The 23,888-nt window shown below is 64.3% G+C and carries 19 protein-coding genes, 1 tRNA gene and 4 pseudogenes; 14 read left to right on the forward strand and 10 right to left on the reverse strand.

Translation table 11 applies throughout. The features are described from left to right. Nucleotides 1-3 precede the first annotated feature (3 nt). Entirely contained in the window at nucleotides 4-951 is a 948-nt protein-coding gene (locus tag QMX78_RS04845; protein WP_282267104.1) for an AraC family transcriptional regulator, read from the reverse strand. Nucleotides 952-1,465: 514 nt separating this feature from the next. Continuing rightward, complete coding sequence (locus tag QMX78_RS04850) at nucleotides 1,466-1,888, reverse strand: hypothetical protein (protein WP_282267106.1); 423 nt, start codon at nucleotides 1,886-1,888, stop codon at nucleotides 1,466-1,468. Between the two features lie 107 nt (nucleotides 1,889-1,995). Here QMX78_RS04850 and sufT point away from each other — a divergent pair, with 107 nt between their 5' ends. From sufT to QMX78_RS04880, 6 genes and pseudogenes are all read left to right on the forward strand, one after another. Further along, complete coding sequence (gene sufT, locus QMX78_RS04855; protein WP_282267108.1) at nucleotides 1,996-2,547, forward strand: putative Fe-S cluster assembly protein SufT; 552 nt, start codon at nucleotides 1,996-1,998, stop codon at nucleotides 2,545-2,547. 98 nt (nucleotides 2,548-2,645) lie between these two features. Next, complete coding sequence (locus QMX78_RS04860; protein WP_282267110.1) at nucleotides 2,646-3,746, forward strand: branched-chain amino acid aminotransferase; 1,101 nt, start codon at nucleotides 2,646-2,648, stop codon at nucleotides 3,744-3,746. A gap of 332 nt (nucleotides 3,747-4,078) precedes the next feature. Next, nucleotides 4,079-5,812 (forward strand): annotated as a pseudogene (locus tag QMX78_RS04865) (S8 family peptidase); the annotation flags it as partial. Nucleotides 5,813-5,953: 141 nt separating this feature from the next. After that, nucleotides 5,954-6,178: pseudogene (locus QMX78_RS04870) on the forward strand (proprotein convertase P-domain-containing protein); the annotation flags it as partial. Between the two features lie 706 nt (nucleotides 6,179-6,884). Further along, nucleotides 6,885-8,645: pseudogene (locus QMX78_RS04875) on the forward strand (S8 family peptidase); the annotation flags it as partial. 132 nt (nucleotides 8,646-8,777) lie between these two features. Further along, nucleotides 8,778-8,999, forward strand: a pseudogene (locus QMX78_RS04880) (proprotein convertase P-domain-containing protein); the annotation flags it as partial. 67 nt (nucleotides 9,000-9,066) lie between these two features. Here QMX78_RS04880 and ybaK read toward each other — a convergent pair. The 4 genes from ybaK to wrbA form a co-directional block, all read right to left on the reverse strand. After that, nucleotides 9,067-9,543 carry a Cys-tRNA(Pro) deacylase gene (gene ybaK, locus QMX78_RS04885; protein ID WP_282267112.1) on the reverse strand — a complete coding sequence of 159 codons (477 nt, stop codon included), beginning with the start codon at nucleotides 9,541-9,543 and terminating at the stop codon, nucleotides 9,067-9,069. After that, the gene (locus QMX78_RS04890; RefSeq protein WP_282267147.1) at nucleotides 9,544-10,029 is read right to left on the reverse strand and encodes an asparaginase domain-containing protein; all 486 of its coding nucleotides are present in this window, start codon (nucleotides 10,027-10,029) and stop codon (nucleotides 9,544-9,546) included. A 332-nt stretch (nucleotides 10,030-10,361) separates the two neighbouring features. Beyond that, entirely contained in the window at nucleotides 10,362-10,706 is a 345-nt protein-coding gene (locus tag QMX78_RS04895) for a DUF2069 domain-containing protein (protein ID WP_282267114.1), read from the reverse strand. Next, nucleotides 10,703-11,296: an NAD(P)H:quinone oxidoreductase gene (gene wrbA, locus QMX78_RS04900; protein WP_282267116.1), complete on the reverse strand. Its 594-nt coding sequence runs from the start codon at nucleotides 11,294-11,296 to the stop codon at nucleotides 10,703-10,705. Before wrbA ends, QMX78_RS04895 begins: the two co-directional genes overlap by 4 nt. Before the next feature lie 78 nt (nucleotides 11,297-11,374). Here wrbA and QMX78_RS04905 point away from each other — a divergent pair, with 78 nt between their 5' ends. Next, nucleotides 11,375-12,649 (forward strand): YihY family inner membrane protein, encoded by a 1,275-nt coding sequence (locus QMX78_RS04905; protein WP_282267118.1) that lies wholly within the window; start codon nucleotides 11,375-11,377, stop codon nucleotides 12,647-12,649. Then, nucleotides 12,646-13,209, forward strand: coding sequence for a TlpA disulfide reductase family protein (locus QMX78_RS04910; protein WP_282267120.1), 564 nt, complete (start codon nucleotides 12,646-12,648; stop codon nucleotides 13,207-13,209). The genes QMX78_RS04905 and QMX78_RS04910 overlap by 4 nt, the downstream gene beginning before the upstream one ends. Before the next feature lie 408 nt (nucleotides 13,210-13,617). On the opposite strand, the gene ppk2 is transcribed toward QMX78_RS04910, so the two are convergent. From ppk2 to hemA, 4 genes are all read right to left on the reverse strand, one after another. Beyond that, nucleotides 13,618-14,415 (reverse strand): polyphosphate kinase 2, encoded by a 798-nt coding sequence (ppk2, locus tag QMX78_RS04915; RefSeq protein ID WP_282267122.1) that lies wholly within the window; start codon nucleotides 14,413-14,415, stop codon nucleotides 13,618-13,620. 41 nt (nucleotides 14,416-14,456) lie between these two features. Continuing rightward, entirely contained in the window at nucleotides 14,457-16,169 is a 1,713-nt protein-coding gene (locus QMX78_RS04920; protein WP_282267124.1) for a tetratricopeptide repeat protein, read from the reverse strand. A 206-nt stretch (nucleotides 16,170-16,375) separates the two neighbouring features. Continuing rightward, on the reverse strand, nucleotides 16,376-17,461 hold the full coding sequence (gene prfA, locus QMX78_RS04925) for a peptide chain release factor 1 (RefSeq protein WP_282267126.1): 1,086 nt from the start codon (nucleotides 17,459-17,461) through the stop codon (nucleotides 16,376-16,378). Continuing rightward, a complete protein-coding gene (gene hemA / locus QMX78_RS04930) occupies nucleotides 17,439-18,722 on the reverse strand; it encodes a glutamyl-tRNA reductase (protein WP_282267127.1) in 1,284 nt (427 codons plus the stop codon). The genes prfA and hemA overlap by 23 nt, the downstream gene beginning before the upstream one ends. 67 nt (nucleotides 18,723-18,789) lie before the next feature. On the opposite strand from hemA, the gene QMX78_RS04935 reads away from it, so the two are divergent. From QMX78_RS04935 to QMX78_RS04960, 6 genes are all read left to right on the forward strand, one after another. Next, nucleotides 18,790-20,472, forward strand: coding sequence for a tetratricopeptide repeat protein (locus QMX78_RS04935; protein WP_282267129.1), 1,683 nt, complete (start codon nucleotides 18,790-18,792; stop codon nucleotides 20,470-20,472). Then, nucleotides 20,469-21,128, forward strand: a complete 660-nt coding sequence (lolB, locus tag QMX78_RS04940) for a lipoprotein insertase outer membrane protein LolB (protein WP_282267131.1) — start codon at nucleotides 20,469-20,471, stop codon at nucleotides 21,126-21,128. The genes QMX78_RS04935 and lolB overlap by 4 nt, the downstream gene beginning before the upstream one ends. Further along, the gene (ispE, locus tag QMX78_RS04945; RefSeq protein ID WP_282267133.1) at nucleotides 21,125-22,003 is read left to right on the forward strand and encodes a 4-(cytidine 5'-diphospho)-2-C-methyl-D-erythritol kinase; all 879 of its coding nucleotides are present in this window, start codon (nucleotides 21,125-21,127) and stop codon (nucleotides 22,001-22,003) included. The genes lolB and ispE overlap by 4 nt, the downstream gene beginning before the upstream one ends. A gap of 3 nt (nucleotides 22,004-22,006) precedes the next feature. Further along, nucleotides 22,007-22,083, forward strand: a tRNA-Gln gene (locus QMX78_RS04950). 108 nt (nucleotides 22,084-22,191) lie between these two features. Next, nucleotides 22,192-23,151: a ribose-phosphate diphosphokinase gene (locus QMX78_RS04955; protein ID WP_282267136.1), complete on the forward strand. Its 960-nt coding sequence runs from the start codon at nucleotides 22,192-22,194 to the stop codon at nucleotides 23,149-23,151. Between the two features lie 105 nt (nucleotides 23,152-23,256). Next, nucleotides 23,257-23,859 carry a 50S ribosomal protein L25/general stress protein Ctc gene (locus QMX78_RS04960; RefSeq protein ID WP_282267139.1) on the forward strand — a complete coding sequence of 201 codons (603 nt, stop codon included), beginning with the start codon at nucleotides 23,257-23,259 and terminating at the stop codon, nucleotides 23,857-23,859. The last annotated feature ends 29 nt before the right edge of the window (nucleotides 23,860-23,888 follow it).

The raw sequence follows: 23,888 nt of genomic DNA on the forward strand, positions 1-23,888 counted from the left end.
TGGTCAGGAGGCCACCGCCCATTGCTGCATGGGCGGTGCAACCACGGTATTGCGGGGAGGCTGCAGGTTGGGTGCGATCAGTGCGCTCGCTTCTACCTGCTGGCCACGCCTGGCGGCGGTGGTGGTGCAGCCGAAGGCGTGCTTGAATGCGCGGCAAAACGCGCTTTCACTTTCAAATCCCAATGACTCGGCGATCTCACAGACCGACAGGTCGGTGTTGCACACCAGGTCCAGCGCACGCTTGTTGCGCAGTCTTGCGGCGTACTCGCTGGGTGTTTCACCAAAGACCTCGCGGTAGATGCGGATCAGGTGTGTAGGCGAGTAATTCGCTACCGCCGCCAGGCTGATCAGGTCCAGGCGGGTCTCGATGGTGCAGCGGATCAGGTGTTGCACGCGTAGCAGCCGCAGCAGCGTCTGGTGGCGACGCAATATGGTGCGACCACTGCAGCGTTCCAGCTGGGTTTGCATCGGCTGTTGGCGTTCGATCAACGCGTCACGCAGCATGCCCAGTTTGTAGGTAGCGTCATTGACTGCGGAATTGTGCTTGAACCAGCGGGGACGGCACAGGTGCAACACTGCGCGTGCGAGCCCGTTGTCGCAGGTTGTTTCGCGGGGAATCAGGCAGTTGAAGATGGATGCAGTGGATTTTGGTTGCTTCTGCCACAGTGCTGCAGGGGCGGCGATGCACAGCCACCAGGCTTGTTCACGGCTGGTTTGGCGCAGGCTGCCGTCGACCCATAGTTGAAGTTGCCGGGCCTGGAGCTGCCAGGGCAGATCGCCATTGCCCAGTTCCAGTGAACCACGCAGGACCAGGGTGACGCTGATCCAGCCTGCAGGAATGATCAGTCGTCCACCTTTGCCTCTGCCGATGATGGCGTGGACGCAGTCCAGACGTTGAATGGATAGATCGAGCGGCTGTGAACCCTGAACAAGATGATGTTTGATGCCCATCGCGCTTCCCCATGGTTTCTGCGTGAACGGACGGCGGGCGCGAAGTCGCGTTGTTAACCGGAATCACTCCGGTCGCCGTTTGAGCTTTTTGTGGAGCTCTGCTCATTTCAGACGCAGGCGATGGCCGAATCCCTCACCTGTACCAATCAGGAAGAACGTTGGGCTGTGCTCAGGGTTTGCCGAATCGGGAATGTGAAAGCGGCGGACGCCGCATATTCCTGCGAATTCCAATGAGGTCGCTGTCCGCATATTGGATGCGGTGGGAGTGGCGCAATCGGCCTGGCGAAGCGGTGTCGCCGTTGTTGACTGATCGCTGGCCGGACCTCCGCGCACGCGGGCTCAGCCGGAATCAGCCTCCGGACGGGGCATTTGATTGGCCAATGGATCAGCGCTGTTGCGGGTGCAGTGCGGTGAACCCTGCTGCAGGGTTGGAGCAGTCGACTGCGTGGAAATCCATCTTCGCTGCGGAACCGATATCGACCGACTTGGGTGAGCTACGATGCTTGGTCAGCGTTCAACGGCCAACACGCCACGCAACCAGCAGCGCGATACCCAGCCAGATCAACTCACCCAGGCCGTTGGCCAGCGAGAGCAGGGTCCAGGCGAAATGCGGACCCATACGCAGGGCTGATTCCCAAGGGCTAAGACCCATCGGGCCGCCGACATAGGCTGCTGCAATCAGCCAGTTGGCGATCACAGCGATCAGGAGGGTTGCAAGGATGGTTACAGCAGCCCGCGCCGGGCCCGGCCTGAATGCGCCCAGGCGCAGCATCCACGCCGCTTCCAGCGCAGCCAGCACGGCCATCCAGCCAGCCTGGGTGCCGGTGGCCAGGGCGGCAAACATCCAGGCAAGCGTCAGGGTGAGGCTTCCGAGCAACAACAAAACAGGCCAGAGCCAGTGGCGGCTACGGCTGGCCGAGGTGGAAACAGGCGACATGTGCATTCCCGAACAGATTCCGCAGCATAGCGTTTCAGCGGCGATGGCGCCCAGTCGGATAAAATGGGGCCATTGCGGGTAGCCACCGCGTCCCCATATCCATCTACATGTATTCCCGTAGCAGTGAACCTGTCCATTTTGAGCGTGATTGCCCGGCCGTGATGGTGCCGCAGGGCGATAGCGTGACCTTGCCGGCCGGCAGTTATGGCTACATCACCCAGGCACTGGGTGGCAGCTATACGGTGTTTGTCGAAGGCAATCTCTTCCGTATCGCCGGCAAGGACGGCGATGCCATCGGCAAGGAGCCCCCGCCGGGGCTGGAACTGCCCGATGACGCAGGCGACGAGGAGGTCGAGAAGCTGGTGTGGCAACAGCTGCGCACCTGCTTCGATCCGGAAATTCCGTTCAACATCGTCGATCTTGGGCTTATCTACGAAGTGGATATCAAGCATCTGGATGACGGCCAGCGCGAGGTGGACGTCAAGATGACCTTGACCGCACCGGGCTGTGGCATGGGCGAGATCCTGGTCGATGACGTGCGCAGCAAGCTGGAGATGATCCCGACCGTGGCCCAGGCCGACGTCGACCTGGTGTTCGACCCGCCGTGGGGCCGTCACATGATGTCCGAGGCGGCGCGCCTGGAAACTGGCATGCTGTAAGCCCGTGCCGGCGGCTGCCGGTGACGGTTTGTGCTGCACCCCCGTTGCCGCTGTGGCGTCGGGGCTGTCCCATCCCGCAATCTGGAAGGAATTATCCGGTGTCCCAGTCTTCGTTGAGCTTCGATGTCACCCGTTCGGACCATCCGCGTAGCGCCGAGGAGCGCGCCAAAATCCTGGAAAAGCCGGGCTTTGGTCTGCACTTCACCGACCACATGGTGGCCGTACGCTGGGACAAGGACACCGGCTGGCACAATGCAGCGGTAACGCCGTACGGTCCGATCTCGCTGGATCCGGCCGCAGCCGTGCTGCATTACGGCCAGGAAATCTTCGAAGGCATCAAGGCCTACCGTCACGCCGACGGCTCGGTCTGGACCTTCCGTCCGCAGGCCAATGCCGCGCGCCTGCAGCGCTCGGCGCGTCGTCTGGTGCTGCCGGAACTGCCGGCGGATATCTTCGTCGAGTCGCTCAAGCAGCTGGTCGCGCTGGACAAGGACTGGGTGTCCGATGCTGACGAAGCCAGCCTGTACTTCCGCCCGTTCATGATCGGCGACGAAGCCTTCCTCGGCGTGCGCGGCGCGCACAAGGCGACGTATTACGTGATCGCCAGCCCGGCCGGCCCGTACTTCGCCAAGGGCGTTGCGCCGGTGGCGATCTGGCTGTCCACCGACTACGCGCGCGCTGCCAAGGGCGGTACCGGTGCGGCCAAGTGCGGCGGCAACTACGCCGCTTCGCTGCTGCCGCAGCAGCAGGCGCAGGCACAGGGCTGCTCGCAGGTGCTGTTCCTCGACCCGGTCGAGGGCAAGTACCTGGAAGAACTGGGCGGCATGAATGTGTTCCTGGTCTACGGCAAGGAAAACAAACTGGTCACCCCGGCACTGTCGGGCAGCATCCTGGAAGGCATCACCCGCGAATCGCTGCTGCAGCTGGCCCGCGACCGCGGCATGAACGTGGAAGAGCGCCAGGTCACCATCGACGAGTGGAAGCAGGGCGTGAGCTCGGGCGAAATCACCGAGGTGTTTGCCTGTGGTACCGCTGCGGTGATCACCCCGATCGGCCAGCTCAAGGGCGAAGACTTCTCGGTTGGCGATATCAACGCACCGGCCGGCGAGGTCACCATGTCGCTGCGCAAGGAACTGACCGACATCCAGTACGGCCGTCAGCCGGACCGTCACGGTTGGCTGGTGCGCCTGGACGCCTGAGCGTCCGGTCCGGGTAAGTAAAGAACCCGCTGCGGCCTGTCCGCAGCGGGTTTTTCTTTGTCCGGACACCCGGCCGTGCAAGCCAGCAGTACCAACGGGTGCGTAAATTTTCTTTACGAATCACTCACTTGGGTAAACGTGACGGAGCAACAGTTTCTGTTGTAACCCTCTTGTCATCGATTCAGCCGCCATTTACTGTCCGCCAACGGATCGGTAACAGGGGACTGGTTCGGGTAGTTCTACCCGGGCAGCAACCTCTTCGCATCTGGCAGGGCCCGGGGTAGGACGCATGCCGCGCAAGCGGCTTCCTCTCACTGCAGAAGGGCTCATCAATGTCATCCAAATCGCGCCGTATGCTTGTTCGTGGGTTGGTGGTTGTTGGCACTGCTTCGTTGTCGTCCCTGCTTCTGTGTGCCCCGGCCTGGGCCGGTGATGTGCATCTGGCCGGTCTGGATTCCGCGCCGACGCATCAGCGCTTCATCGTCAAATACCGTCAGGACAGCCGCCAGGCCGCAGGCGACGCGGCCCTGCAGAAAACCCTGGTGTCCGCTGCCCGCGCGCTGCCGACCCGCGCCGGCAAGAGCGTCGGCGTGCAGCACATGCGGCGACTGGCGGTAGGTGCGGATGTGGTCCGCGCCGATGCCAAGCTGGACCGTGTCGAAGCCGAAACCCTGATGCGCAAGCTGGCTGCCGATCCGAACGTCGAGTACGTAGAGGTCGATCGCCTCAACACCATCCGCCTGACCCCGAACGACACCCGCTACGGCGAGCAGTGGGGCTATTCCGGTACCTATGGCATCAAGGCCAACCAGGCCTGGGATGTCACCAATGGCGCCGGTTCGGTGGTGGCGGTGCTGGATACCGGCATCACCGCCCACAGCGACCTGGCCGCCAACCTGCTACCGGGCTATGACTTCATCAACGACACCACGGTGTCCAACGATGGCAATGGCCGCGACAACGATCCCAGCGATCCGGGTGATTGGGTAAGCGCCAACCAGTGTGGCGGCACACATGCCGCGCAGAGTTCCAGCTGGCATGGCACGCATGTGGCCGGAACGATTGCTGCGGTCACCAACAACGCCAAGGGCGTTGCCGGCGTGGCGTATGGCGCCAAGATCGTGCCGGTGCGTGTGCTCGGTACCTGCGGTGGCTACGACTCGGATATTGCCGATGCCATCATCTGGGCTTCCGGTGGCACGGTATCCGGTGTGCCGGCCAATGCGAATCCGGCCGAGGTGATCAATCTCAGCCTGGGTGGCTCAGGTGCCTGCGGCAGCACCACGCAGGCGGCGATCAATGGCGCGGTCAGTCGCGGCACCACGCTGGTGATCGCTGCGGGCAACGACAACACCAATGTCTCCAACGCTTCGCCCGCCAACTGCAACAACGTGATCGCGGTGGCCTCGACGACCAGCACCGGCGCACGTTCGAGTTTCTCCAACTACGGCGCGCTGATCGACATCGCCGCACCGGGCTCCAACATCCTGTCCACGCTCAACAGCGGCACCACCACGCCGGGTGCGGAAAGCTATGCCGCGTACAACGGTACTTCGATGGCGACCCCGCACGTGGCTGGTGTTGTTGCATTGCTGCAGGCGGTTTCAACCACGCCGAAAACACCGGCTCAGGTCGAGGCCCTGATCAAGGCCAACGTCACTCCGTTCCCGTCCACGCCGTCGCAGAGCATCGGCCCCGGCATCCTCAATGCCAAGGCAGTGGTGGATGCGGCCAACGGCGGTGGCAATCCGAACCCAGGCGGCACGGTGCTGAACAACGGCGTGCCGATCACCGGGCTCTCCGGTGCGGCCAGCAGCACGCAGTACTTCACCGTGCAGGTGCCGGCGGGCGCGAGCAATCTGGTGATTGCCAGCTCCGGCGGCAGCGGTGATGCCGACATGTACGTGCGTGCTGGCAGCCAGCCGACCACGTCCACCTATGATTGCCGGCCGTACAAGACTGGCAATGCGGAGAGCTGCAGCTTCGCAACACCAGTGGCAGGCACCTACCACGTGATGTTGTCCGCGTACTCGGCGTTCTCGGGGGTCAGCCTGCAGGCCAGTTGGAGTACCGGTGGCGGCAGTGGTGGCGTGCAGACCTATAGCAACGCAACCGCTGTCACCATCGCTGACAACGCCACGGTGGAGAGCGCCATCGCCGTCTCCGGACGCACTGGCAACGCGCCTGCGTCCACGCTGGTGACGGTTGATATCAGCCACACCTGGAAGGGCGATCTGAAGGTGGATCTGGTCGCGCCTGATGGCAGCGTCTACGTGCTGAGCAACTATGCCGGAGGCAGCGCGGACGATATCAAGCAGACCTTCAACGTGAACCTGTCCAGCGAAGCGCTCAATGGCAGCTGGAAGCTGCGCGTCAACGACAAGGCCAGTGGCGATACCGGCCGTATCAACAGTTGGTCGATCAGGTTCTGAGTTGTTTGTAGTTCAAGCGGCAGTTGATCGCTGATTGTTGATGCTGTCGCTCAGCTGCGATGTGATCCGGCCCCAGCGGTTTCGCCGGGGCCTTTTGTTTGTTGCTTGATGGACTCCAGTGCACACGTTTCCCATGGCGTTCTGATTGGCTGGATGCCTCCTTCGCCGCAGTCCTGTAGCCCGGGTGAGCGCAGCGCCCCCGGGAACAATGCCCCGGCGAACTTTCAGGCTCTCCGTCAACAGCCCCGGGTGCGCTGCGCTTACCCGGGCTACAGGCCGCGCGCTGCCTGCACGACGTTCCCGCGTTTCCGTTTGAGACAGCGTGCTGACCAGGATGCTTTTGCCGATGTATTACCGACACGGAATATGGGCGTGCAAGCAGCGCTTCGGGGGTGTGCCGGGTGCTTGAGCTGAGGCATGTGATGAGTAAGGGTTGTCAGCATCGATATTGGCGAAGATGCGTTGAAGCACGCGGTGCACGCTTCCCTGACTGATTGATCGGGGAGTTATGACGGCGATGGGGACAGTGGTTTCAGTAGTGCGCCGATGGGAGCGCGCAATCCGCCTGCCTACTGTCTGCTGGCGGATTGGCGAAGGGGGCCGGTCCGGAGTGTTCTACCCGGGTATGGGCGTGCTGAGCACGCTGGGCACATCGGGCAGGACCGGCGCCGCGCATGCGGCAACCTCCATGCAGAAGGATTCAACAATGTCATCCATTTCGCGCCGTACGCTTCGCCGTGGGTTCGTGGCAGTTGGCACTGCTTCGCTGTTTCCCCTGCTGCTCTGCAAGCCGGCCTTGGCCGGTGAAGTACAACTGGCAGGCCTGGACTCTGCACCTGCGCATCAACGCTTCATCGTCAAGCTTCGCCAGGACGCAACTCGCATTGAGAGCAAGGTCGCGCTGGCTAACGCCTTGACCTCTGCCGCACGGGCGCTGCCTGTGCGCGCAGGCAGGCCAGGCACGCTGCGGCACCTGCGGCGGCTGGCGGTAGGTGCGGATGTGGTGCAGGTTGACACCCCGCTGGATCGCATCGAGGCACAAGCACTGATGCATCGTTTGGCTGCCGATCGCAATGTCGACTACGTCGAAGTTGATCGACGCCATACCATCGCTGCCGTATCGGACGACACGCATTTCAATTTGCAGTGGGGGCTGTTCGACAGCTATGGCATCAATGCCACGCAGGCTTGGGACAACGCGACAGGTTCCGGCGTGGTAGTGGCTGTGCTGGATACAGGCATTGCCCAGCACAGCGACCTGAGCGCGAGTGTTTTACCCGGCTTCGACTTCATTGACGACACGGCGGTGTCCAACGACGGGGATGGTCGTGACGGCGATGCAAGTGATCCGGGCGACTGGGTGGCTGCCAATCAATGTGGTGGCCTTCATGGGCCGGAGGAGTCCAGTTGGCATGGTACACATGTGGCAGGCACCATCGCGGCGGTGACCAATAACGGCAAGGGGGTTGCTGGCGTTGCGCCTGACGCCAGGATCCTGCCGGTGCGCGTGCTGGGGCAGTGTGGCGGATACATGTCGGATATCGCCGATGCCATCGTCTGGGCAGCGGGTGACGAGGTGCAGGGTGTGCCGGAGAATGCGAATCCAGCTGAAGTCATCAATCTCAGTTTGAGCGCGGGTGGGGGCTGCAGTACCACCATGCAGAATGCGATCAACAGGGCCGTGGCAAAGGGCTCGACATTGGTCATTGCTGCCGGCAACGGCAACACCAATGCAGCCAATGCTTCGCCCGCGAGTTGCGCGAACGTCATCGCAGTGGCGGCCAGCGATCGTGATGGAAAGCGCTCGGTGTGGGGCCGCAGCCAGCAATCGAATCATGGTCCATTGGTGGATCTTGCGGGGCCGGGCAGCTTCATCATTTCAACGTTGAACAGTGGCAGCACGCAGCCGAGGGAGGAGGACTACGCCTTCCGTGGCGGCACTTCGATGGCGGCACCGCATGTGTCCGGGGTGGTGGCACTGATACAGCAGGTATCCAATCCAGCATGGACTCCGGCGCAGGTCGAATCCCTGATCAAGGCAACCGCAACGCCTTTCCCGGTAGCACCGGACCGGGAGATCGGTGCAGGCATTGTCAACGCCGCGGCGGCAGTTGCAGTGGCGATGGGTGGCACATTGCCGCCAGACCCCGAACCCGAGCCGGTGGTTGAGCTGGTCAACGCGTTGCCGTTGACCGACCTGGCTGCCAGCAAGGGCAGCAACCGCTATTACAGCGTGCAATTGCCTGCCGGAGCATCGAACCTGCTTGTCAGTATCGCAGGCGGCAGTGGTGATGCGGATCTGTATGTACGTGCTGGAAACCGACCTACCAGCTCGGCCTACGACTGCCGCCCGTTCCGCGCAGGCAATGGCGAAAGCTGCAGCATTCCTGCGCCTGCTGCAGGTACTTATTACGTCATGTTGACGGGTTACAGGGCGTATTCAGGGGTGAGCCTGAAGGCAAGTTGGGGCTTGGTCCCCTCGCAGACCTATCGTGCCGGCGAGGGGATGGACATCCTCGACAACGGCACAGTGGAGAGTGCGATAAACGTATCCGGGCGTACCGCCAACGCACCGGCAGCCACCCCGGTAACGGTGGATATCAGCCATAGCTGGCGGGGCGACCTGAAGGTGGAGCTGCTCGCGCCTGGCGGCCGCGCCTATTTGCTGAGCAACTACGAAGGAGGCAGCGCCGATGACATCAAGCAGACCTTCGAGGTCGATCTTTCCAAGGAGGCCTTGAATGGCACTTGGACGCTGCGCGTCAACGACAAGGCCAGTGGTGATACCGGGCGTCTGAATGGCTGGTCGATCACCTTCTAGTGCAAGGCAACGCCCGTCAGCGCGGATGGGCCCGGTGCTGTCGCCGGACGCATGCCGGTGAGGGCACTCAGTCCTCGCAGATATCGGCGCAACTGGCCTGCAGAACCTGGAAGGCGTCGGCCGGGGCGATATCCAGCAGCAGGCCGCGTTGGCCGGCGTTGATGTACAGCGTGTCGTGCTGCGCGGCGCTGGCGGCGAACACCACCTTGGCCGGCCGCTGCTGTGCAAAGGGACTGATGCCGCCGACCTTGTAGCCGCTGCGCTTCTCGGCTTCGGGGATTTCCATCATCTGCGCGTGCTTGCCGCCGCAGTGGGCGGCAAGCTTCTTCAGGGACAGGCGCTGATCGGAGGGAATCACCGCGATCAGTGGCTGCTTGTCCACCCACGCCATCAGCGTCTTGAACATGCGCTGCGGGGCAATGCCCAGCGCCTGCGCTGCCGCCAGCCCTTTGCTGTCGACATCGGCCGAATAGTCATAGGCATGCACGCCATGGGCGATGCCTGCCTTGTCCAATGCGGCCGTAGCGCGGGTGCTTTTTGCCACTTACAGCGATTCGAAGCGGTTGGCGTCGACGTTCTTGCGGACCTTCTCCGGGTTCCAGATGCGGCCGTTCATGGCGATGTAGACGCCTTCCGGCAGCGACTGCACCGCGCCGATCGCGCAGCCGATGTTGAACTCGGCATCGGAACCACGGAAACGTGCCGGGCTGAGCGCGCCGGTCATCACGATGGTCTTGCCGGGGATGGTGGCCAGCACCTTGCCGGTGGCCACCATCGAGTCGGTGCCGTGGGTGACCAGTACGTGACGGGTTGGCTGCGCGGCGATGGTGGCGCGGATCAGTTCGCGGTCGTCGTCGCTGATGTGCAGCGAGTCCTTGCGCAGGATCGGGATCACATTGAAACGGAAGGTCACGCCCAGCTCGCGCAGGATCATGCCGATCTGCGGATCGCCGATCTGGTAATCGGACTTGTCGTCGAAGTAGATCTTGTCGATCGTGCCACCGGTGGTGACGATCAGGAGTTCTTCCATCATTGCGGTAAATCCTTGCGGTGACTGCCAGCGGCACGGGCCGCGATGCTGCGAATGATAATGCCGCAGGCTGCGCCGGGCCACGTCAGGTCACATAGGTAGAGCCGAGCCATGCTCGGCTGGGGCGTACCCTGGGATTCATCGGCAACTCGTAGGAGCGGCGTAAGCCGCGAAACCGGCGGCCCGCCAGATCAGCAGCTTGCCTGCAGTTTCAGGAATGTCAGCTTCGCGGCTGACGCCGCTCCCACAAACTGTGGATTGTCGGTAACGCCCCAGCCGAGCATGGCTCGGTTCTACAGGGGGAGGTCGGTAACGCCCCAACCGGGCTGGGGCTATCTGGCTTTCTTGGCCGCAAAACGGGCGCGCATGCCGGGTACGCTGACCAGGGCCACGATCAGCAGCGCCAGCAGGATCTCGACCCATGCGTAGAGTGCGGTCTCGCGGTGGCTCCAGGCACCCATCACGCCGTGGCTGAACCAGAACAGCGCCAATACCCCTGCCCAGAAGCGCGCGACCGCGCGCTGTGCCAGTATGCCCAGCAGCAACAGTACCGGCGGCGCCACGAACACCAAGGCCACCGCCAGCAGGTGGCGGTCGGCGCGGAACCACCACGCATACAGGCCGGCCAGCAGCGCCAATGCCAAGGCCAGGATCAGGTCGCGGCTGCGGCCGCTCATTGCGCCAGGCGCCGGGCGATATCGGCCACCCGTCGGCCCAACGCCCGCGCCAGCACCGCCTCATCGTCGGTGGGTTGCGGATCATCCTGGCTGCCGGCCACATGGCTGGCGCCATATGGCGTGCCGCCGCTGCTGGTGTGACTCAGTGCCGGCTCGGTGAAGGGGATGCCGACGATCAGGCAGCCGTGGTGCAGCAGCGGCAGGTGCATCGACAACAGCGTCGATTCCTGGCCGCCATGCATCGAGGCGGTGGAGGTGAATACCGCCGCCGGCTTGCCGGCCAGGGTGCCGTTCACCCATTCCGCGCCCAGGCCGTCGAGGAAGTGCTTGACCGGCGCGGCCATGTTGCCGAAGCGGGTAGGGCTGCCGAGCACGATGCCATCGCATTCGGCCAGATCGGCGATGTCCACATAGGGGGCGCCGTCCTCTGGTACTGGCGGGGCACTGGTCTGGGTGACGGCGGCGACCGGTGGCACCGTGCGCAGGCGGGCGCTCATGCCCGGCACCTCGCCGATACCGCGGGCGATCTGCCGCGCCAGCCGGGCCACCGAACCGCCACGGCTGTAGTAAAGCACCAGGATTTCCGCCATCGCAGCATTCGCTCACTCTTACAGGAACCGGCAGTATCAACGATGCGGGCCGCGCTTTGCATCGGGTACCCTTGCCGAATGGAACCTTTGGATTCACTCAACCTATGGATGGAGCGCCTGCGTGACCGGGCGCGCAACGTCAGCTTCGGTCGCTTCCTGTGGAAGCGCTTCCTCGACGACCGTCTGTTCCAGGCCGCCGGTTCGCTGGCCTACACCACGGTGTTCGCACTGGTGCCGTTGGCGATTGTCGTGTTCGGGGTGCTGTCGGCGTTCCCTATGTTCGATCGTTGGAGCGAGGCGCTGAGCGACTATGTGTTCTCCAATTTCGTGCCCTCGGCGGCACGTGCGGCCGAAGGCTATCTGAAACAGTTCTCGGCCAGCGCCGGGCAGCTGACGGCGGCCGGCTTCCTGGCCCTGGTGGTGTCGCTGCTGATCACCCTCAACAGCGTCGAGCAGACCTTCAACCGGATCTGGCGGGTGGCGTCGGCGCGGCCGCAGCTGACCCGCTTCCTGGTCTATTGGACGGTGTTGACGCTGGGCGCCTTGCTGGCCGCTGCCTCGCTGGCGATCTCGGCCAAAGTGTTGTCGCTGCCCTTGTTCGGCACCACCGAGGGCCGTTGGCTGGCCGATCTTGGCCTGCGACTGACACCGGTGCTGATCGAATTCGTCTGCGTGGTGCTGATCTACCGGGTGGTGCCGCACCACACGGTGAAGTGGCGCCACGCCATTCCCGGTGCGCTGCTGGCGGTGCTGATGCTGGAGCTGGTGAAGTGGGGCATGGGCCTGTACCTGGGCAGCTTCCAGTCCTATCAGAAGCTCTATGGCACGGTGGCCTTCGTGCCGATCCTGTTGCTGTGGATCTACCTGAGCTGGGTGTCGGTACTGCTGGGTGCGTCACTGGCCTCATCGATCGCCGCCTTCCGCTATCAACCGGCGGCAATGCGGCTGCCACAGGGCTGCGAGCTCTATGGCCTGCTGCGTCTGCTGGGACGCTTCCGCGAGGCGCGGCAACGAGGGCAGGGGCTGGATGAAGACCAGCTGTTGCTGCTGGAACCCATGCTCACCGACTCCTTGCTGCAGCAGTTGCTGGAGCAGATGGAAGCTATTGGCGTGCTGCGCCGTGACGAGCGTGGGGAGTGGTTGCTGGCGCGCGACCTGGACGGCATCAGCCTGCATGAACTGTACGAAAGCGCGCAGCTGCGTATTCCCGCCGCCGAGGAATACCTGCCGATGCGCGAGGATAGCCTCGGGCAAGCGGCCTGCGATGCCCTGGATCAACTACGTCTGCCGTTGCGCGAACTGCTCAAGCGCCGTGTGGATGACATCTATGTAGAGCGCGGAGAGAGTCGATGATCAAGAAGTTTGTTCCCGTCGCGCTGCTGGCTCTGGCCCTGGCAGCGTGCAAGCCCGAGCAGGCGCCTCTCGCCGTGCCGGCTGCCGCACCCGAGACACCGGCCGCGCCTGAGGCGACCCAGCCCAGCGTGGTGCAGCAGACGGTGGAAGTACCGCAGCTGCAGGTGCCAACCGTGGATGGCAAGAGCTATGACCTGGCCAGTCACCGTGGGCAATGGGTGGTGGTGAATTTCTGGGCTACCTGGTGCGCGCCCTGCCTGCAGGAAATGCCCGAGTTGTCGGCGCTGCACGCCATGCGCAGCAACGTGGAAGTGGTTGGCCTGGCCTATGAGGACATCGAACTGGACGAGATGCAGGCCTTCCTGAAGGAGCATCCGGTGGCCTATCCGATCGCCATCATCGACACCTTCAGTCCGCCCAAGGACTTCGCGACGCCGCGTGGCTTGCCGATGACCTACCTGATCGGGCCGGACGGCAAGGTGGCCAGGCAGTTCCTGGGTCCGGTGAATGCACAAGAGATCGAGCAGGCGATTGTGGCTGCCGGGGGTAAGGCGATTTAAAGGGATGGTGGTTTTTCGCGGGAGGTAGCTTCTAGGCCACAGCAAAAAGCTTTGAAGCCAAGAGCACCCCTCCCCAACCCTCCCCTTCGCTGCGCGAAAGGGAGGGAGCAAAAGCGGCGCCGCGATTATCGGGCAGATTGCCGAGAACAGCCCCCTCCCTTTCGCGTAGCGAAGGGGAGGGTTGGGGAGGGGTAGCTTTTCAGCTCTCCACGCAATGCCAACTTCGCGGCTTACGCCGTTTCTACAGCTCCTGCGACATGGCTGGGAATGCCCTTGCCGAGCATGGCTCGGCACTACAAGCCCCTCTCCCGTTCACGCGAGAGGGACTGGGGTGAGGGCAGCCTTTGGGGTATTGCCGGGAAAGCTCCTGCCGAGCATGGCTCGGCACTACAAGGCGCTGGTGGCGCGCTATGGCTTGGCGGCTTCTTCATCCACAACGAACGGGGGAATCGGCTTTACCACGCCGTACCTCTCCTTCTTGGGTCTGCCTGGCAGCGGTGGCAGTTCGACCACCGGTTCATCGATGTGGGTATCCGGCAGGCGATCCAGCAGGTCGCGGATCAGGGTCAGGCGGCCACGCTTCTGGTCATTGAAATCCACCAGTGTCCATGGCGCCTGCGCGGTGTGGGTGGCCTCCAGCATGGCTTCGCGGGCCTGCGTGTAGGCGTTGTATTCCTGCCGCGATTTCAGGTCGATCGGTGACAGCTTCCAGCCCTTGAGTGGATCATCGCGGCGCTCGGCAAAGCGCTTTTCCTGCTGCTCCTGGTCCACGCACAGCCAGTACTTGAACAGCAGGATGCCATCGTCGACCAGCAGTTTCTCGAACGCCGGAGCCTGCTTGAGGAAGTCTTTGTACTGTGCATCGGTGCAATAGCCCATCACCTTTTCAACGCCCGCACGGTTGTACCAGCTGCGGTCCATCAGCACGATCTCGCCGGCGGCGGGCAGGTGCGCGATATGGCGCTGGAAATACCACTGGCTGTCTTCGCGTTCGCTGGGCTTGGGCAAGGCCACTACCCGGCACTGGCGCGGATTGACGTGCTTGGCGATGTCCTGGATCACGCCACCCTTGCCGGCGGTGTCGCGTCCTTCGAACAACACCAACACGCGTTGCCCGCAGTGCTGGGCCCAGCGGGCCATGTTGGCCAGTTCCAGCTGCATCGGTTCCAGCAACGCTTCGTACTGTTTGCGCTTGAGCTTGCCCATGGACACTCCTTGTGGAGTGCCGAGCCTAACCCAATCGCATGTCAGCCAATGTCTGCACCACGCCAGCCGTTGGCGCTGGCCAGTTGCTGCAGCAGCTGGGCCAGGTCACTGGCGACGCCGGCCATGTCGAACACGCTGCTACGCTCGCGGGCTTCGGCCAGCCGCTGGCGCGTGGCCTGCAGGGCGGCAGTATCGTTGCCCAGTGCAATTGCCTTGGCGATGAAGGTCTGGTCATCGGCGACATTCATGTCATCCATGCCGAGGTGATGGTTGAGGCTGCCCGCCACCCGCGCGGCAAACGTGCTGCCGGGTGCCGTCAACACCGGGCAGCCAGCCCATAGCGCGTCGGAGGCGGTGGTGTGGGCGTTGTAGGGGTGTGTGTCCAGGAACAGATCGGCATGCTGGTAGCGGGCCAGATACTGCGGATGCGGCAGTTTGCGCATGAACACCAGGCGGGCTGGATCCACGCCGCGCTGGCGGGCGACGTCCTGCAGGCGCTGATCCGCCTTGCCTGGGCCGGATAGCAGCCACAGCACGCTGCCGGGCACGCCCAGCAGCACCTGCAGCAGGCGTTCGACGCTGCGCGGGTTGAGCTTGTAGCTGTTGTTGAAGCAACAGAACACCACGCCGGCTTCCGGCAGGCCACAGTCGCCGCGCGACGGTGGCGACTGAATGATGCGGGTGTTGTCCGAGGGCTGGAAGGCGCGCGGCAGGCGCAGAACCCTTTCGCTGAAGCCTGATTCCAGCGCCGATGGCAGCACGAACCCATCGGCGACGACGTAGTCGATCCACGGCGCGCCGGACGTGCCGGGGTAGGCCAGCCAGTTCAACTGCAGCGGAGCAGGGCGCATGGCCAGTACTTCGGGTGTGCCGCCGCCACCCCAGCCGCGCAGGTCGAACAGTAGATCGATGCCTGCGTTGCGGATGCGCTGGGCTATCGCCGCATGCGCTTGGCCGCTGACGTCGTGCAGTTGTTCCGCAGCGGCGTGCAGGCGTTGGCGGATGCTGCTGCCATCGTCGCGGTTGAGTGCGAACAGGTGGACCTGCAATTGCGGCTGCGCGCGCAGCTGCTCGAACAGGGCGACCGTCAGCAGCCCGGTCGGGTGCGCACCGAAGCCGTTGGACAGGAAGCCGACGCGCAGCGCGCCGTGTGCACGCACCTGCGTTGCAGGCAGGCGCGGAATGGCTTGGGCAAGCACGCCGGCACGTTGCCGCGCACAGGCCAGTTGTTCGGCGGCGCTGGCATCCTCGCTGAGAAAGGCGAACGGCTCCACGGCGGGATTGCCTTGCGCTACCGCGCGCCGCACTTGTTGCGAGAGCGCATCGATATCGCGCCAGTCGCAGAGCCGGCGCTGCCAGTTCAGACGCTGTGCGGCCATATAGGCCTCGTCCGGTGCCAGGGCATGCGCGCGTCGATAGGCATCGGCGGCGGCTTCGGGCTGGTTGGCATCTTCCAATACATGACCCAGCCACAAGGCCATGCCGGGGTGCTGCGGAGCGAGCTGGCAGGCCTGCTGCAGCAGTGCGGCGGCTTCGTCATGCCTGCCTTGCATCCAACGGGCGCGCCCGAGCCGGGCGAGGGCTTCGGGGTGTTGTGGACGCAGCTGCAGGGCTCTGGATGCTGCGGCTTCACCTGCACGCACATCGCCGATGCCAAGTTCTGCATCGGCCAGCATCACCCAGGCGATGAAGTCACCGGGCTGGCGGGTGACGGCATGGCGGAGCTGGTCGCGTTCGTTGAGGGCGTTGGTCATTGTGCTTGCTTTGCTCCCTCCCTTGCGCGTAGCGCAGGGGAGGGTTGGGGAGGGGTAGCTGTTGATTTTGCTCTGGGCTGGCGACTAAGGCCAAATCCAGAGGCAGCTGCCAAAGCCAAAGCCAAAGCCAAAGCTACCCCTCCCCAGCCCTCCCCTATGCTTCGCATAAGGGAGGGAGCAAAGCAGGTGCTGCGTGCTGGAGGGGGTTACGTCCCTTCAGCCAGGCGCGCCAGCTCATCCACCTGGTGTTCGTGCTGCAGGCGTGCGATCAGGTCGTCGAGGCCGCCTTCGATGATGTTGGGCAAGTCATACAAGGTAAGGCCTTCGACGCGGTGGTCGGTGATGCGACCCTGCGGGAAGCTGTAGGTGCGGATGCGCTGGCTGCGATCGCCACTGCCTACCTGCAGGCGGCGCGACTCGGCCTGGGCTGCGGCCTGCTTGCTGCGCTCGGCATCCAGCAGCTGCGCCTTCAGTCGCTTCATCGCCTTGTCGCGATTGGCGTGCTGGCTGCGCTCGGTCTGGCATTCCACCACCACGCCGGTGGGGACGTGGGTGATGCGGATGGCTGACTCGGTCTTGTTGACGTGCTGGCCGCCGGCGCCGGAGGAACGGAACGTGTCCACCTTCAGATCCGCCGGGTTGATCACCACGTCTTCGACATCGTCGGCTTCGGGGATGATCGCTACCGTCGCTGCAGAGGTGTGGATGCGGCCCTGCGATTCGGTGGCTGGCACGCGCTGCACGCGGTGCGTTCCGGATTCGAACTTCAGCCTGGAATAGGCGCCGCGGCCAACCACGCGTGCCACGATTTCCTTGTAGCCGCCGTGTTCGCCGGGGTTGTCGGACTCGACTTCCACCTTCCAGCCCTGGCGCTCGGCATAGCGGGCGTACATGCGGAACAGGTCGCCGGCAAAAATCGCCGCCTCGTCGCCACCGGTGCCTGCGCGCACTTCCAGGAACAGGTTGCCTTCGTCGCGCGGGTCACGTGGCACCAACAGCAGCGCCAGTTCCTCGTCCAATGCCTGCAGGCGGGCCTGCGCGGCGCTGATTTCTTCCTCGGCCAGCTCGCGCAGTTCCGGGTCATTGCGCATGGCTTCGGCCGAGGCCAGGTCTTCCAGCGCACGGGTTTCGTTCGCCAATGCAGTGGCGATGGGTTCCAGTTGCGAGAACTCACGGGAAAAATTGCGGAAGCGCTCGTTGTCGGCGACCACATCGGGGTCGGAAAGCAGGCGTTCCAGTTCTTCTCGGCGCTCGGCCAGTGCCAGCAGCTTACGGCGCAGGGTCGGCGTCATCATTCCTCGCAGCGGGGTGGTGATACCCGGGGGTGGCCGGGAACAGGCGCTCGGCGGCGCGGGTGAGATCGGTATCGCCATCCTGCGCGGCTTGGCGCAGGGCGGCGGTGGGTGGATGCAGCAGGCGGTTGGTCAGGCCGTGCGCCAGCTGCTCCAGTACTTCGTCGGGGAGTTTGCCATGCGCCAGCTGTTGCCGGGCCTTGGCCAGCAATTCGGCGCGGGTGGCCTCGCCGAATGCGCGCAGTTGCCGGATCGGCGCCTGCAGGCGAGTGGCGCGCAGGTTCTCCAGGTAGCGGGTGACCTGCAGGTCGATGATGGATTCGGCCTCGGCGGCGGCCTCGCGGCGGCCGCGGCGGTTTTCTTCCACGGCCCGTTCCAGGTCATCCACGGTGTACAGGTAGGCATCGGCCAGCGTGCCAACCTCGGCTTCGATGTCGCGCGGTACGGCCAGGTCGAACAGCAGCATCGGCTTGTGCCGGCGCAGGCGCAACGCGTTGGCGACCTGGCGGTGCAGGATCACCGGCTCGCGCGCGGCGGTGGCCGAGAACACCACATCGGCTTCGCCCAGATGGCGCTCCAGCTCGGTCAAGGGCAGCGCCACGCCGCCGTGCCGGCTGGCCAGGTCCTGGGCATTGGCCAGGGTGCGATTGGCGATGAGCAGCCGCTTCACCTTGGCATCGCTCAGATGCTTGGCGACCAGCTCCATGGTCTCGCCGGCACCGACCAGCAGCACGGTGGATTCATCCATGCGTGCAAACGAGTCCTGCGCCAGCCGCACCGCGGTGGAAGCCACCGAGATTGGATTGGCGCCGACGCGGGTGTCGGTGCGGGCACGCTTGGCCACGGTGAAGGTCTGCTGGAACAACCGGTCCAATTGTTGCCCGATTGCGCCGCTGTCGTGGGCCAGCGCCCAGGCATCTTTCACCTGGCCCAGGATCTGCGGCTCGCCGAGCACCATCGAGTCCAGGCCGGTGGCGACCCGGAACAGGTGGCGCACGGCCTCAGCGTCGCTGTGCTGGTAGAGGTAGCCCTGCAGGCTGCCGGCGTGGTGCTCCAGCCAGTGGCTCAAGGCCTTGCTGTCCTCGGCAACGGCATACAGCTCGGTGCGGTTGCAGGTGGACAGCAGCACCGCCTCGGCCAGTTGCGGGGTCTGCCGCAATGAATCCATCGCGCGCGGCAGGGCGTCTCCGCCAAAGGCAGCGCGTTCGCGCAGTTCTACCGGCGCAGTCTGGTGATTCAGTCCGAGCACCCACAGGGTCATCTGTTCAGTTGCTTGCGATAAGCTGCTGGCTGTTGAAGGCCGCCATTTTACGGCCCGGTTGCGTCAGATGCCCGTATTCAATCGCATATGCACCGTTCTGTTGCTTTCCCTGCCGGTTTTTCCGGTGCTGGCGGCCCCCCTTGCGCCGGTCCAGGCGCCATTGGCGGCCGAAGGCCTGCCGCTGACCCCGGTGCTGGCCGGCGAATTCTCGCTGCAGGCTGGCAAGTTGCCCGATGCCGCCCGCTGGTACCTGCAGGCCGCCCAGGAAGCCAAGGGCGACGTGGGCCTGGCTGAACGCGCCACCCGCATCGCCATGCTGGCCGATGATGCCGACCGCGCCGAACAGGCGCTGGCGCTGTGGGCGCAGCGTGACCCTGGTTCGGTCGCGGTGCGCGGCACCCGTGGTGCGCTGGCCATGCGCAATGGTGATGCCCGGCTGGCCCGCAAGGAGTTGCTGGCGGTACTGCGCTCTCCTGAGCCGCGCGCCTGGCGCTATGCGCTGCTGGCGCTGGCTACCGGTGGCCGCGACCCGGCGGTGCCGGCACAGGTGCTGGGCATGCTGGTGGACGCCAATGCGATCCCCAATGATCTGGAGGCCTGGCAGGAGTTCGGCCGGCTGGCCCTGCGCATGGAGCGACCGGAGTTGTCGCGGCGCATGGTCGGCGAGGTGGTCCGGCGCTTCCCGGACGAGCCGCGGGTGGCGCTGTTGCATGCGTCCCAGCTCAACCAGGCCGGCAAGAAGGACGAGGCGCTGGCCCTGCTCAAGGGCATCGAGCCCAAGGCCGAGAAGGACGAAGAGCTGCGCGGTGCGCTGGCCATCGCCTATGACACGTTGGGTGAAACCGCGGCCGCCGAGCATGTGCTGTCGGTCGGTGAGCAGAATCTGCAGAGCTGGGGCATGCGTGCCTCGCTGCTGGCCAAGCAGAAGGACGATGTGGCGCTGCTGGCGCTGTATCAGGACATCGCGGCCAAGGCCAGCAAGCCCGATCCCGACCAGCGCCTGCTGCTGGGCAAGATCGCCGAATACCTGAAGCGCTACCAGGAAGCCGTGGATTGGTATCACGGCGTGCCCGGTGGCGAGCATCGCGGTGAGGCGCAGCTGCGTGCGGTCAATGCGCTGCACCTGTTGGGCGACAAGGCGCGCGCTGCCAAGGAAGTGCAGTCGATCCAGGCCGATGCCTCGCTGGACGACGATGTACGCCGTGACGCCTATCTGCTCGAATCCGAGCTGCAGCTGCGTGATGGCGAAACCAAGGCCGAGTTCGATGTGCTGGCTCGTGGCCTGGCTGCATTCCCGGATGACAGTGCCTTGCTGTACGCCCGCGCGCTGGCCTGGGAGCGCAACGACAATGTGCCGCGCGCCGAGGCTGACCTGCGCAAGGTGCTGGTGGCCGAGCCGGAGAACGTGGCGGCGCTGAACGCGCTGGGCTACACCTTGGCCGACCGCACCCAGCGCTACCAGGAGGCATTGGAGCTGATCGACCGTGCGCGCGTCGCCGAGCCGGACAATGCGGCCATCGTCGACAGCTATGGCTGGGTGCTGTATCGGCTGGGTCGCAACGACGAGGCGCTGGTGCATCTGCGCCGCGCCTGGAGCTTGAACAAGGACCCGGAAATCGCCGCGCATGTGGGCGAGGTGCTGTGGGTGCTGGGGCAGAAAGACGAAGCCCGGCGCTACTTCGACGAGGCCCGCAAGTTGGATCCGGATAACCGCGCGCTGCAGCGTGCGATCGAAAAGTTGGGTGTATGAACGTAATGATGTGGCGGGCGCCGTTGGCGCTGCTGGTGGTAGGCACGCTCGCAGCCTGTGGTTCGGTGCCCAAGCGCCAGGCGGCGCCGGTAGCGGCTGAAGTAGCGCAGGTGTCGGCGCAGGCACAGGCGGCGGAGCAGCAGCGGCAAACCGCCTTGCGGGCGCAGCCGGACTGGTCGTTCCAGGGCCGGGTGGCGATCAGCAAGGGGCGCAACGGTGGCAACGGCCGGATCGACTGGCTGCAGCAGGGGCCTGCCTATCAGGTCAGCCTGGCTGCACCAGTGACTCGCCAGAGCTGGCAACTCAGTGGTGGTGAGCCCGGCCAGGCGGTGCGTCTGGAGGGACTTGATGGCGGGCCGCGCACGGCCGATGACGCCGGCCAGCTGCTGTTGCAGGCCACTGGCTGGGAAATCCCGGTCGCCCAGCTGGCGGAGTGGGTGCGCGGCCTTCCCAGCGCCGGTGCCAGTCCCGAACACCTGGGCTTCGACGCCGAAGGGCGACCACGGGTACTGCGCCAGCAGGGTTGGCAGGTGGATTACCTGGACTGGTACCCGGCCGAGGCCGGGCGTCCGTCGTTGCCGCGCCGGATCGAGGCGGTCAATGGCGATGCCAAGGTCCGCCTGATCGTGGATGAATGGGGTTCGGACGCGCCATGACTGCCGTTGTTGACGAAGCGGGCTGGTCGTACTGGCCGGCCCCGGCCAAGTTGAACCTGTTTTTGCATATCACCGGCCGTCGCGCGGATGGCTACCACGTGCTGCAGACCGTATTCCGGCTACTGGATTGGGGTGATCGCATCGGGCTGCGCCTGCGTGAAGATGGTCAGGTGCATCGGGACGGGCCATCGGTGGCTGGTGTAGCCGAGGCTGATGATCTGGTGGTTCGTGCGGCCATCGCGCTGAAAAATGCCACCAATTGCGGCAAAGGTGTCGATATCCGGGTCGAAAAGCGGATCCCTGCCGGTGGCGGCTTTGGCGGTGGCTCATCCGATGCGGCAACCGTGCTGGTGGCGCTGAATGCGCTATGGGGCACTGGTCTGGACGAGGACGCGCTGGCCGCACTTGGTGTCGGCCTAGGCGCCGATGTACCGGTATTCGTGCGCGGGCGTAGCGCCTGGGCCGAAGGTGTGGGCGAATTGCTGACGCCGATGGAATTGCCGGAAGCATGGTATTTGCTGGTGGATCCGGGCGTTCATGTGCCCACGGCTGAACTTTTCCGTTCACAGCATTTGACGCGGGATGCCAAGCCCGTGAAAATAGCGGACTTCGCTTCCGGGACCGTCCTCGGAAATGCGTTCGAGCCGGTACTACGGCGCCAGGAACCTGCCATCGAGGCGACGTTCCAGGCCTTGTCAGGTATTGGTCGGGCACGACTCACGGGGTCGGGAAGCGGTTGTTTCGTCGAGTTCGCCACGCGCGCTGCTGCAGAGCAGGCCTTGGCGGAGTTGCCGCCGCAACTGCGAGCATGGGTAGCTGCGGGTGTTGATCGCTCGCCACTGCTGGATGCGCTGGATACGACGGGAATTGTTTGATGCAGGGGCGTCGCCAAGAGGCCCAAGGCACCAGGTTTTGATCCTGGCATTCGTAGGTTCGAATCCTACCGCCCCTGCCACACACTCCCAACGCTGTAAGCGCAATGGATGTGCGCCAGTCACACCTGCGCCATCACTGCAGTACTCACGTTTCCATTTGCTACTCGCCCCCGCCCGAGAGAGCTGTCATGCAAGATTCCCCGAACCTGCTGGTCTTTTCCGGCAATGCCAATAAACCTCTTGCACAGAGCATCTGCAAGGAACTCGGGGTAAGGCCGGGCAAGGCGCTGGTTTCCAAGTTCTCCGACGGTGAAGTACAGGTCGAGATCCAGGAAAACGTGCGTAAGCAGGACGTTTTCGTCGTTCAGCCGACCGGTGCTCCCAGCGCCGAGAACCTGATGGAACTGCTGGTGATCATCGACGCGCTCAAGCGCGCGAGCGCTGCATCCGTCACCGCGGTGGTGCCGTACTTCGGCTACGCCCGCCAGGATCGCCGCATGCGCTCCTCGCGCGTGCCGATCACCGCGAAGGTTGCTGCAAAGATGTTCTCGGCCGTGCATACCGACCAGATCCTCACGGTCGACCTGCACGCCGATCAGATCCAGGGTTTCTTCGACATGCCGGTCGATAACGTCTATGCGTCGCCGCTGCTGCTGGCCGACATCTGGCGTGTCTACGGCACCGACAACCTGATCGTGGTCAGCCCGGACGTAGGCGGCGTGGTACGCGCCCGCGCCGTGGCAAAGCGCCTGGATGATGCCGACCTGGCCATCATCGACAAGCGCCGTCCGCGTGCCAACGTCGCCACCGTGATGAACATCATTGGTGACGTCGAGGGCAAGACCTGCGTGATGGTCGACGACATCGTCGACACCGCCGGCACCCTGTGTGCTGCCGCTGCCGCCCTCAAGGCGCGCGGTGCACTCAAGGTTGCCGCGTACTGCACCCACGCCGTGCTCTCGGGCCCGGCGGTGGACAACCTGAACAACTCCCAGCTCGATGAGCTGGTGGTGACCGACACGATCCCGCTTTCCGAAGTGGCCCGCGTCTGTCCCAAGATCCGCCAGATCAGCGTGGCCGAAATGCTGGCCGAGACGATGCGCCGCATCGCCTTCGGTGAGTCGGTCAGCTCGATGTACGTGGATTGATGCATCCGGTCCCCGGCTTGCCGGGGATCATCACGGGCTCTTCTGGTCGCGGAAGAGTCTTTACGCAACGCCGCGAGGCGATGCAACAACCTAGAGTAGTCAACAATGGCAAATTCCCACGAAATCAAAGTCGCCCGTCGTGACGTGCAAGGTCAGGGTGCGAGCCGCCGCCTGCGTCACGAAGGCGTGGTCCCGGGTATCGTTTACGGTGGTGACAAGGAGCCGGTGAAGGTCCAGTTCAACCACAACGAAATCTGGCTGGCCCAGTTCAACGATTGGTTCTACTCGTCGATCATCGACCTGAACCTCGACGGCACCATCCACAAGGTGCTGCTGCGTGACATGCAGCGTCACCCGTACAAGCAGCTGGTCATGCACCTGGATTTCCAGCGCGTGAACGAAAATGAAGTGCTGCACGCTTCGGTGCCGCTGACCTTCATCAACGAAGACACCTCGCCGGCTGGCAAGGCTGCCGACGTGCTGGTCACCCACGAACTGAAGGAAGTGTCGATCGCTTGCTTGCCGAAGGACCTGCCGGAGTCGATCGAAGTCGACCTGGGCGAGCTGAAGGCTGGCGACATCATCTACCTGTCGGGCCTGAAGCTGCCGGCTGGCGTGGAAATTCCGGCTCTGAAGCTGGGCAAGGGCCATGACGACGCCGTTGTCATCGCCAAGACCGCCGCTGCAGAAGAAGCAGCAGCCGAGTAATCGGCCATGTTGCGCCCGCTCTTCGGAGC

Source organism: Stenotrophomonas sp. PS02298 (genome assembly GCF_029959445.1).
GTDB lineage: Bacteria > Pseudomonadota > Gammaproteobacteria > Xanthomonadales > Xanthomonadaceae > Stenotrophomonas.